This is a genomic window from Amycolatopsis ultiminotia (genome assembly GCF_039536925.1).
GTDB classification, from domain to species: Bacteria; Actinomycetota; Actinomycetes; order Mycobacteriales; family Pseudonocardiaceae; genus Amycolatopsis; species Amycolatopsis ultiminotia.
In genome coordinates this window covers 1-12,690 of record NZ_BAAAZN010000041.1, presented here as the reverse complement: position 1 = coordinate 12,690, position 12,690 = coordinate 1, and the positions used below count along the sequence as shown (strand labels likewise).

The window sequence follows — 12,690 nt, the reverse complement described above, 5'->3', positions numbered from 1 at the left end:
AACCAGCCGAGCTTTCCCCATTCACCAACCCACGCAACCCCGCCAACGCCTCGGTGTCCGAACCAGCCACCACCACAGCACGCTCACCCAACACCGCACGACCCGACACCAACGCACCAGCCACATCGGACAGCGGCACATCGCTGCCGCCCTCGATGAAATCCGCCAACCGACCCGCCTGCCCCGCCAACGAAGCAGTGCTGCGCGCCGACACCACCAACGGCACCACACCCACCGGCACCGGCACCTCAACAACCGGTTCCGGCTCCACCACCGGCGCTTCCTCCACGATCAAATGCGCGTTGGTGCCGCTGGCCCCGAATGCGGAGATCCCGGCCCGGCGCGGATGCCCGTTCTGCGGCCACTCCCTTGCCTCGGTCAGCAGCTCGATGGCACCGGTCGACCAATCCACCTGCGGGCTGGGTGCGTCCACGCCGAGCGTCGCCGGAAGCACCCCGTGTTGCAGCGCCAGCACCATCTTGATCACCGCGGCCACGCCGGACGCCGCCTGCGTGTGCCCGAGGACGGACTTGACCGAACCGAGCCACAGCGGCTGTTCCGGGTCGCGCCCCTGTCCGTAAGTGGCCAGCAGCGCCTGCACCTCGATCGGGTCGCCGAGCACCGTGCCCGTGCCGTGGCCTTCCACTGCGTCCAGATCGGACGGCGAAAGCCCGGCGCCGGCCAACGCCTTGCGGATCACCCGCTGCTGCGACGGACCGTTCGGCGCGGTCAACCCGTTCGACGCACCGTCCTGGTTCACCGCGCTGCCGCGGATCACCGCCAGCACCTGGTGTCCTTGCTCCTGAGCCACCGACAGCCGCTCCAGCAGCACCATGCCCACGCCTTCCGCCCAGCCGGAGCCGTCTGCACACGCGGCGTAGGACTTGCAGCGCCCGTCGAAAGCAAGTGCTCGCTGCCGTGCGAAGCCGACGAACCCGCCCGGGGTGGCCATCACCGTCGCGCCACCGGCGAGTGCCATCGAGCACTCACCCCGGCGAAGTGCCTGTGCGGCAAGGTGAATCGCCACGAGCGAGGAGGAGCACATGGTGTCCACAGTCACCGCGGGGCCCTCTAGCCCGAGTGTGTAGGCGACCCGTCCGGATGCGACACCGCCCGCGGTGCCCAGTGCGCGCTCCAGGCTCATGAAGCCCTCGAACCCGCTGAGGTCGGGGGCGTAGTCCTGGTGCACGACCCCGGCGAACACGCCGATATCGCTGCCCCGCACCGAATGCGGGTCGATACCGGCCCGTTCGAGGGTCTCCCAGGACACCTCCAGCAGCTGCCGCTGCTGGGGATCCATCGCCACGGCTTCCCGCGGCGAGATGCCGAAGAACCCGGCGTCGAACTGCGCCGCATCGTGCAGGAAGGCGCCCTCGGACACGTACGTCGTACCCGGGTTGTCCGGGTCCGGGTGGTAGAGCCCTTCGACGTCCCAGCCGCGGTCCTCCGGGAAGCCGGTGTAGACGTCCGCGCCCTCGGACACCACGCGCCAGAAGTCCTCCGGGCCACGGATTCCACCGGCGTACCGGCAGCCGAGGGAAACGATCGCAATGGGCTCCGCGGCAGCCGCGGCCAGCGCGTTGTTCTCCTGCTCGAGCCGGGCGTTCTCCTTCAGCGAAGCGCGCAGTGCCTCAACGATCTGCTCGTCTGGGGCCGACATACCCATCCTCCACGATTCGTTCACCATCGGTCAGCTCGTCTTGCCCAAAGCCCGTTGCACGAGCCCGGTGATGTCCAGTGCGTCGATCAGTTCCACGTCGTCCGCGGCGGGCGGTGCCTCGGTGCCCGGCGCGTCCGCGGCGGATTCCGCCTCGGCGAGCCCGAGCAGGGTGTCCAGTACGCCGGCCTCCTTGAACCGGGCGAACGGCACCGCGGAGAGGACCCGCCGGAGGTCGTCCTCCCGCCCTTCCACGCCGTCGTCGGCTTCCCGGAGCAGTTCGGCACGCAGGTAGCCGACCAGCGCCTCCGGGGTGGGGTAGTCGAAGATCAGCGTCGCGGGCAGCCGCAGCCCGGTGGCCGCGTGCAGGCTGTTGCGGAGGTTGACCGCGGCCAGCGAGTCGAAGCCGACCTCCTGGAACGCCTGGCGCGGGCCGATGCCCTCCGCGCCGCCGTGGCCGAGCACCGTCGAGGCGTGCCCGCGGACCAGCCGGAGCAGGATGCGGCTCTGTTCGGCATCCGGGACCGCCCGCAACGACTCCGCGAGCGACGCCGCGGTGTCTCCGTCTTCGCTGCCGTCCTGCGACGGCTGGAGCACTGCCTTCGCCTCCGGCAGATCGGCGAACAGCGGGCTGGTCCGGACCGAAGTGAACGCGGGGATGAAGGCACCCCAGTCCATATCGGCCACCGCTACGAACTTCTCGTTGCCGCCGACCGCCTGCACCATCGCGGTCACCGCCAGCTGGGGCGCCATCGGGAGCACACCCCGGCGGCGAAGCTGGGCGAGCGCGGCCTCGTCCATCCCGATACCGATCTGGTCGAGAGCGCCCCAGGCGATCGACGTCGCCTTCAAGCCACGGGCCCGGCGCCATTCGACGAGTGCGTCGAGGACAGCGTTCGCCGCGCCGGACGGGCCCTGGCCACCGCCGCCCCACACCCCCGCGATCGAGGAGAAGACCACGAACGCGTCGAGCGGGGTGTCCTCGAACAGCTGGTCCAGCCACATCGCGGTGGACACCTTGGCCGCGAACACCTCGGTGAGATCGGATACCCCGGTGTCGTCGACGGAGCTGGTCTGGGTGATGTCGGCGGCGTGCACCACTGCGGTCAGCGGCTGTTGCGGGGCCGACGCGGAGACCAGCCGCGAGATCTCGTCCCGGTCGGCGTCTGCGCAGGACTCCACGGCCGTGGTGAGCCCAAGATCGGCCAATTCAGCGCGCAGTTCCGGCACGCTCTCGCCGGGCGCGTGCCCGGTGGTGGTGACGATGAGCCGTTCGGCGCCGGAAAGCGCGAGCCACACCGAGGCGTGCCTGCCCAGTCCTTCGGCACCGCCGGTCACCAGCACCGTGCCGCGGGGCTCCCACCGGCCCGCACCGGACGGCACGAGCTTGCGGACCAGCCTCCGGCCGTACACACCGGACCGCCGGACCGCGAGCTGATCTTCATCACCGGCACCGTTCAGCACTCCGAGCAGGTACTGGGCCGCGCGCGGATCGGCTGCGGCGGGCAGATCGATCACGCCGCCCCACCGGTCGAGGCGTTCCAGTGCGACGGCGCGGCCGAGACCCCACACCGACGCCTGGGCCGGCGCGGTGACGGTGTCCTGGATGCCGATGTTCACCGCACCCGAGGTGAGGCACCACAACGGCTGGGTGGCGTTGCCATCGCCCAGCGCCTGGACCAATGCGAGCGTCGACGCCGTGATCGCGGCCGGGTCCGCTGCCGCATGGTCCAGTGCCAGCAGGGACAGCACTCCGGTCAGGTCGTGCTCGGCCAGTACCCCGGCGAGGCGCTCGGCGAGCCGTTCCCGGACGGTGTCGGACTCGTCGAGTTCCAGCCGGACGATGCCGAGTCCCTGACCGGTCAGCTCCTGCAGGAGTGCGCCGGCGGCACTGTCCTGCGGGAGACCGGCCGGAACGACGACCAGCCAACGGCCGCTCGGCACACCGGTCACTTCACGATCGAGCGGCTGCCACGTGAGGTGGTAACGCAGCTTCTCCGCGGTCGAACGCTCGCGGCGCCTTCCCCGCCACTGCGCCAGTACGGGAACGACCGCGCCAAGGGCACTGCGCTGATCGGCCGACGCCATCTCCAGCAGTTCGCCGAGAGAATCCACATCGGACTGTTCGACGGCGGCCCAGAACTCGGCGTCGGCACCCTCGGCCACGTCCGCAGCGTCGGTGTCCGATTCGGCTTCGTGCAGCCAGAAGTGCCTTCGGTCGAAGGCATACGTCGGCAGGTCCACCCAGCCGGACGCGGGCAGTATCCCGGACCAGTCCACCGCAACGCCCCGGACGAACAGCTCCGCCGCGGAAGCCAGCACCCGCCGCGGACCACCGTCGTCCCGCCGCAGTGACCCGGCCACCACCACCTCGCCCTCGGCGCCGTCTGCGGTCTCGGTGATCGGCTGGACCAGCACCGGATGCGCGCTGATCTCCACGAACACCGTGTGGCCCAACGTGATCAGCTCGGCTACCGCCGGGCTGAACCGCACCTGCTGACGCAGGTTCCGGTACCAGTACCCGCCGTCGACGACACCGGCGTCTTCCACCCAGTCACCGATGACGGTGGAGTAGAACGGCACCACCGGTGCCTGCGCACGCACTTCCGCCAATGCCTCGGCGAGCACGTCGCGGATGTCCTCCACGTGCCGGGTGTGCGAGGCGTAGTCCACGGCCACCCGCCGTACCCGGATACCGTCTCCGGAGAGCACTTCCAGCGCTTCGTCCAGCGCATGGGCATCACCCGCGAGCACGACCGAGGACGGGCTGTTGACCGCCGCCACCTCGACCCGTTCCGCCCACGGCGCCAACCGCGTGAGCGCGTCTTCCGCACCCAACGCGACCGAAGCCATCCCACCGCGACCGGAGAGTTCCGTGGCGATTGCCTTGCTGCGCAACACCACGACCTTCGCCGCGTCGTCGAGCGAGAGCGCACCCGACACACAGGCCGCGGCGATCTCCCCCTGGGAGTGTCCCACCACCGCGTCGGGTACCACCCCCATCGACGTCCACACCGCGGCCAGTCCCACCATGACCGCGAAGCTGGCCGGCTGCACCACGTCGACCCGATCCAGCAGATCGGATTCACCGCGCAGCACCTCGATCAACGACCAGTCGGTCCACTGTTCCAGCGCGGCAGCGCATTCCTTGATCCGGTCGGCGAAAACCGGCGAAGAGTCCAGGAGTTCCCGGCCCATCCCCACCCATTGCGAGCCCTGGCCGGGGAACACCCACACGAGCTTGCCCGGTTTTCCCGCGCTTCCGGTCACGAGGCCGGGTGCGTGCTCGCCGCGCGCCAACGCCCGCAACCCGGCCAGCGCCTCGTCGTCCGAACCGGCCACCACCACCGCGCGCTCACCCAGCACCGCCCGGCTCGAAACCAGCGTGCCGGCCACGCTCGCCGGCGACCCGGCATCCTCGATGAACGCAGCCAGCCGTCCGGCCTGGCCGGAAAGCGAAGCGGTACTACGTGCGGACACCACCAGCGGTACCACCGGCGCCGGCTCTTCCGCGGCAGTGACGAGTGCGGCGGAGGGGTCCGATCCTGCCGGCCACTCGCGATCCGGCCCGGCCTCGTCGGCGGGTGCTTCCTCGATGATCAGGTGCGCATTCGTGCCGCTGGCCCCGAAGGAGGAGACGCCGGCCCGGCGCGGACGTCCGTTGCGCGGCCACTCCCGCGGCTCGGTCAGCAGCTCCACCGCACCGGCCGACCAGTCCACTTGATTCGTGGGCTCGTCCACGTGCAAGGTGGCCGGCAGAACACCGTGCCGCATTGCCATGATCATCTTGATCACCCCCGCAACGCCCGCGGCCGCCTGCGTGTGCCCGATGTTCGATTTCAGCGAACCCAGCCACAACGGGTTTTCCCGGCCCTGCCCGTAGGTGGCCAGCAATGCCTGCACCTCGATCGGGTCACCCAGTGCGGTGCCGGTCCCATGCCCTTCCACTGCGTCCACATCGGACGGTGAAAGTCCGGCACCGGCCAGCGCGGCACGGATCACCCGCTGCTGCGACGGACCGTTCGGCGCGGTCAGGCCGTTCGACGCACCGTCCTGGTTCACCGCACTGCCGCGCACCACCGCCAGCACCCGGTGGCCGCGTTCGCGTGCCACCGAAAGCCGTTCCAGGACCAGCACACCGACGCCCTCGGCCCAGCCGGTGCCGTCCGCGCCGTCCGAATACGCCTTGCACCGTCCGTCAGCGGACAACCCACGCTGACGCGAGAATTCCAGGAAGGCATCCGGACTGGCCATCACCGTTGCACCGCCGGCCAGCGCCATCGAACACTCGCCCTGCCGCAGCGCCTGCGCGGCAAGGTGCATCGCCACCAGCGACGACGAACAGGCCGTGTCCACCGTGACCGCAGGACCCTCCAGACCGAACACATAGGACACCCGGCCCGACGCCACACTCGACGACGTACCGGTCATGACGTAGCCCTGGACGTCCTCGGGCACCTTGCGCAACCGGGTCACGTAGTCGTGGTGGACGATTCCGGTGAACACCCCGACGTCGCTGCCCCTCGTGGAAAGCGGGTCGACGCCCGCCCTTTCCAGCGCCTCCCACGAGGTTTCCAGCAGCAGGCGCTGCTGCGGGTCCATGGCGAGTGCCTCCCGCGGCGAAATCCCGAACAGTCCGGCGTCGAACTGTGCCGCGTCGTGCAGGAATCCACCGGTGCGCGTGTAACTCGTGCCCGGGTGGGCGGGGTCCGGATGGTAAAGCCCCGTCAGGTCCCAGCCGCGGTCGACGGGGAACCCGGACACCGCGTCCCGCTGCTGTGCGACCAGGTTCCACAGCTCCTCGGGACTGTCCGTGCCGCCCGGCAACCGCGTGCTCATCCCGACGATCGCGATCGGCTCGTCGGAGGACGTTGCCGTCGTCGCCGGTCCGGGCACCGCCGGGGCTTCCCCGAGCAGTTCGGCCCGCAGGTGGTCGGCGAGAGCGGTGGGCGTCGGATAGTCGAAGACCAAGGTGCTGGGCAGGTCCACGCCGGTGAAGTCACGCAGCCGGTTCCGGAGCTTGACCGCGCTGAGCGAGTCGAATCCCAGCCCCTTGAAGGACTGGTCCACGTCGAACCCATCCGGCTCACGATGGCCGAGCACGACCGCGGTGCTCTCCTCGACCAGCTCCAGCACCAGCCGGTACTGCTCCGCGGCGGACAATCCGGCCAGCCGGCCGGCGATCGAGTCGTCGGTGCCGTCCTCCTCCGGGACATCCACCACCGTGCGCGCTTCCGCGAGGTGCACCGGCGCGTCGTCGAATTCGACCCAGTACCGCTTGTGCTGGAAGGCATAGGTGGGCAGGTCCGGCCCGACCGCCGTGACCGGCCGGTCGAGCACTGCCGTCCAGTCCACGGCCACGCCCCGCACGTGCAGTTCCGCGAGCGCGCTCAGGACGTCGACGGCCTCCTCGCCGTTCTTGCGCAAGGTGGCGACGCAACTGCGCTCCGGCCCGCCGAGCGTGCCGAGCGCCATCGCCGCGAGTGCCCCACCGGGCCCGAGTTCGAGGAACGTCGTGGCGCCCTGGCTGCGCATCGACCTGGCGGCATCGCCGAACCGCACCGCGTTCCGCACTTGGTCGACCCAGTAGTCCGGCGTGTCGAGCTGCCCGGGTTCACCGGTCAGTGTCGAGACGACGGTCAGGGCACCTGGCCGGTACGACAGGCTTTCCGCGACCGCGCGGAACTCCTCGAGCATGGGCTCCATGAGCGGGGAATGGAAAGCGTGGCTGACCCGCAACCGTCGCGTCTTGCGGCCGCGGCCGGCCAGCTCACCGGCAACGGCGAGCACGCCGTCCTCGGTGCCGGAGACCACCACCGCGTCGGGACCGTTCACCGCCGCAATGCAGACCGCGCCCGGCGCCTGTTCGAGCAGGGCCGCGACCTCCGCCTCGGTCGCCTGAACGGCGACCATCGCGCCGCCTTCCGGCAGGTTCTGCATCAGCCGGCCGCGCGCGGCGACCAGCTTGCCGGCCTCGGCCAGGTCCAGCACCCCGGACACGTGCGCGGCGGCGATCTCGCCGATCGAGTGACCGGCAACGAGGTCCGGCCGCACACCCCAGGACTCGAAAAGCCGGAACAGTGCGGTTTCCACCGCGAACAGAGCGCCCTGCGTGTATTTGGTCTGATCGAGCAGTGCACTGTCGGACGACCACATCACTTCGCGGAGCGGGCGCTGGCAAAGGTGCTCTTCCACCGCCTGGCACGCGGCGGTTAACGCGTCGTGGAAAACCGGGAACCTCTCGGCAAGCGCACGTCCCATGCCGACCCACTGGCTGCCCTGTCCGGTGAAAAGGAAGGCCAGCTTGCCGGTGACCGGGGTGCCGGACACGATGCCGTGCGCTTCGCCCCGGCCGAAGGCGCTCAGGTCCGCAGCGAGCTGTTGCCGGTCGGACGCGAGGACGACAGCCCGGTGCTCGAGCTGGGCACGCGTGGTGGCGAGCGCGTGCCCGGCATCGATGAGGCGCACGTCGGGCCGGGCGTCGAAGAAACCGGCGAGCTGTCCGGCCTGGCCACGCAGTCCGGCCGCCGTCGACGCCGACACGAGCACCGGCACCGGGTGGCCGGTTGGCTCCGGTACCGGCTCCCGGGTCACCGGCTGGTCCGGCGCCTCTTCGAGGACGACGTGCGCGTTCGTGCCGCCAATACCGAACGAGGACACCCCGGCCCGGCGCGGACGGCCGTTGCGCGGCCAGTCCCGGGTCTCGGTCAGCAGTTCCACCGCACCGGCCGACCAGTCCACATGGGACGACGGCTGGTCCACGTGCAGCGTCCGGGGCAGCACGCCGTGCCGCATGGCCAGCACCATCTTGATCACACCCGCGACGCCCGCGGCCGCCTGCGTATGGCCGATGTTCGACTTCACCGACCCGAGCCACAACGGCTGCGCGTCCGGCCGTTCCTGACCGTAGGCCGCCAGCAGCGCCTCCGCCTCGATCGGATCACCGAGCGTCGTGCCCGTGCCGTGCGCCTCCACTGCGTCCACATCGGACGGTTTGAGGCCGGATCCGGCCAGCGCTGTGCGAATCACCCGTTGCTGCGAGGGGCCGTTCGGCGCGGTCAGTCCGTTCGACGCACCGTCGGAATTCACCGCCGATCCGCGCAGCACGGCCAGTACCTGGTGGCCGTGGCGGCGGGCATCGGACAGCCGCTCCACGAGGAGCACTCCCACGCCCTCGGACCAGCCGGTGCCGTCCGCACCGTCCGCGAACGCCTTGCACCGGCCGTCGGGGGCCAGTCCTCGCTGCCGGGAGAACTCGACGAAGGTCTCCACGGTGCCCATCACCATCACGCCGCCGGCCAGCGCCATGGAGCACTCGCCGCGGTTCAGCGACTGCGCCGCCAGGTGCAGTGCCACCAGCGACGACGAGCACGCGGTGTCCACCGTGATGGCAGGCCCCTCGAAGCCGAAGTGGTAGGCGATACGGCCGGAGAGAACGCTGCCCGAACCACCGGTGAGCCGGAATCCCTCGACGCCGGCTGCCCCGTGCATCCGCATGCTGTAGTCGTGGCTGTTGACCCCGGCGAACACGCCGACGTCCTGTCCGGCCAGCGTGGTCGGGTCGATCGCGGCCCGTTCGAACAGCTCCCACGACGTCTCCAGCAGCAGCCGCTGCTGCGGGTCCATGGCGAGCGCCTCGTTCGGCGAGATGCCGAAGAAGGCGGCGTCGAAGCCGGCGACGTCGTCGAGGAAGGCACCGTGGCGGACGTAGGTGGTGCCTTCGTGGTCGGGATCTTCGTGGTAGAGCCGGTCGGTGTCCCAGCCGCGGTCACGCGGGAATTCGGTGACCGCGTCGACGCCGTCGGCCACCACCCGCCACAGGTCCTCCGGGCTGTGCACGCTGCCGGGGAAACGGCACGACATCGCGACGATCGCGATCGGTTCGTCCGCAGGGGCGGTGGTGGTGCCCGGCTCGGCCGGATGCCGCGTTCCGCCGCCGAAAAGCTTGGCGCGCAAGTGTTCGGCGAGTGCGGTGGGCTTCGGGTAGTCGAAGATCATCGCCGTGGAGAGGGTGCGCCCGGTCGCGGCGGCCAGCCGGTTCCGCAGCTCCACCGCGGTCAGCGAGTCGAATCCGGCGTCCCGGAACGTCCGGTTGGGGTGGACCGCGTCCACGTCTGCGTGTCCGAGTACCTCGGCCGCATGCCGCCGCACCAGGTCGAGCACGGCCTCGGCCTGTTCGGCGGCACCGAGTGCGGCCATCCGCTCGGTCGGGGAAGCCGGCCCGGACACCGCGGCAGCCACCGGTCGCGACGCCGGAACCAGCCCGCGCAGCAGCGACGGAACCTCTGCCGCGGTCCGCTCGAACTTCGCCGCCACCAGTGCACCGTCGGTACCCATGGCGGCGTCCAGCAGAGCCGTTCCCTCGGCTGCGGAGAGACCCGCCATGCCGATCCGCTGGTTGCGTCGCAGGTCCGCGGCGCCCAAATGCCCGGTCATGCCGCTGGCCGTCGACCAGTAGCCCCAGGCGATGGACACCGCGGGCAGGCCGAGGCGTTGCCGGTGCTGCGCCAGCGCGTCCAGGCAAGCGTTGGCCGCGGCGTAGTTGGCCTGCCCGGGATTGCCCAGCACGCCTGCCGCCGAGGAGAACAGCACGAACGCGGCAAGGTCCAGGTCACTGGTGAGCTCGTGCAGCTGCCACGCCGCGTCCAGTTTCGGCCGCAGCACGGTGTCGACACGTTCCGGCGTCAGCTCGGTGAGCACCCCGTCGTCAAGGACCCCGGCGGCGTGCACCACGGCGGTGAGCGGGTGCTCGGCCGGGATGGCGTGCAGGACGGCTTCGAGCCCGGTCCGGTCCGCCACGTCGCACGCGGCGATGGTGACGGATGCACCCAGCGCGGTCAGCTCGTCGTGGAGTTCCGGGGCTTCACCGCGGCGGCTGACCAGCACCAGATTCCGGACGCCGTGCGTGGTGACGAGGTGCCGCGCGGTCAGTGCACCGAGTGTGCCGGTACCGCCGGTGATCAGCACGGTGCCTGCCGGGTCGAGCGGACGTGCTTCCCGTGGCTCCGGCACGCGCGCCAGCCGTGGTACCTCTGCGACACCGTTGCGCATCCGCACCTGCGGTTCGCCGCTGAGCACCACGGCGGGCAGGGCGGACCGGTCGTCGAGCTCTGCCAGCACGATGCGGCCGGGGTGTTCGGACTGTGCCGAGCGCACCAGGCCCCACACCGCGGCGGCGCCGAGTTCCGCACTGTCCCCGGTAAGCACGACCAGCCTGGTCTCCGCGAGCGCGGGTTCGGCCAGCCAGGCCTGGAGCACCGCGAGGGCCGCGCTGACCGACACCCGCGGATCGGCGGCGGTGGCTTCGTACCGCAGGACTTCCGGCGCGGCAGCAGCTGCGGCAACGACGTCCTCGCCGGTCGTCACCGGCACCACGTCGAGAGCTCGGTCCACTGCCGGAAGCGGTAGTTCCGTCCACTCGACCCGGAACAGTGCGTCGTGCGGCGACGTGCCGGTGATGCCTGCCTGTTCCGGGGAAAACGGCGTGCTTTGGACCGCTTCGACGGTCAGGACGGGCTGCCCCGTGGGGTCGGTCAGCCGCAGGCCCGCGGTCGAAGTCACGTTCAGCGCGGTGGCGCCCGACGCCAGCAGTGAAACCCCGGTCCACGTGGACGGGAGCGCGCCGTCGGGGACCACCGTGCGGACAGCGGCGTCCAGCAGGACGGGGTGGATCCCGTATCGGTCAGCCTCACGCAGTGCGGCTCCGTCCAGTGCAACTTCCGTGATGGTCCCGGCGTCGGAGGCAGTCACCTCGGCGAGAGCCGGCGAGAGCGTGCCGTGGGCATGTCGTGTCCACTGCGCGTCGAGTCGGGCGTCCGCGGCACGGGAGTAGATGTCCACCGACCGTCGACGGCTTTCGTCGGGTTCACCGACGACGACCTGGATGCTGCGGCTGCCTTGCCGCGGCAGCACGACCGGCGTATCGATGCTCAGTTCGTCGAGGGCGGGAGCGGCGGCCAGATCACCGAGCCGGATGGACAGCTCGACCAACGCCGCGTTCGGCACCACGACGACGTCGGAAACCGCGTAATCCGCGAGCCACGGGTGTGTACGAAGCGACCACCGGGACGTCGCCAGGAGACCGGCCGAGTCCGGCATGCTGACGACCGCACCGAGCAGCGGATGATCAGCCGCCGCTTGTCCCAGCGCCACCGCGTCCGTCCGAGCGGCCGGCTGGAGCCAGTAGTGCTGGTGATCGAAGGCATACGTCGGCAAGTCGACCCGCCTGGACGGCGGCAGCACCCCGGACCAGTCCACCGGTACACCACGCACGAACAACTCGGCCATCGACGTCAGCAACCGCCGCAAACCACCGTCATCACGCCGCAACGACCCAGTCACCACTACCTCGGCACTGTCAACACCCTCCGCACGATCAACCACCTCACTCACCGACTGCACCAACACCGGATGCGCACTCACCTCCACAAACACCCGATAACCCTGACCCAACAAATCCAGCACCGCCGGACCAAACCGCACCTGCCGACGCAAATTCCGATACCAATACCCACCATCCAACACACCAGCGTCCTCCACCCAACCACCAGTCACCGTCGAATAAAACGGCACCACCGGCGCCCGCGCCTCAACCCCCGCCAGCATGTCGGCCAATGCATCGCCAGCAGCTTCCACCTGCCGGGTATGCGACGCATAATCCACCGCCACCCGACGGATCCGCACACCCTGGTCGTCAAGCACATCAAGGGCTTCATCCAACGCCTCAACATCACCCGCAACCACCACCGACGAAGGACCATTCACCACAGCCACCTCCACCCGACCACCCCACCGCTCCAGCCGCGCAACCACCTCGTCCTCGCTCAACGCCACCGACGCCATACCGCCACACCCCGACAACTCCGCCGCAATCACCTGACTACGCAACGCCACCACCTTCGCCGCATCCCCCAACGACAACACACCCGCCACACACGCCGCCGCAATCTCCCCCTGCGAATGCCCCACCACCACATCCGGCTCAACACCCACCGACAACCACACCGCCGCCAAACCCACCATCACCGCAAAAC

2 protein-coding genes are annotated in these 12,690 nt (G+C 70.3%); both read right to left on the bottom strand.

What is annotated here, in order from left to right; genetic code table 11:
• The coding region (locus ABD793_RS42305) for a type I polyketide synthase (protein ID WP_425548858.1) at positions 1–1,684 on the bottom strand (1,684 nt) is incomplete at its 3' end.
• A 6-nt stretch (positions 1,685–1,690) separates the two neighbouring features.
• The coding region (locus ABD793_RS42300; protein WP_344869505.1) for a type I polyketide synthase at positions 1,691–12,690 on the bottom strand (11,000 nt) is incomplete at its 5' end.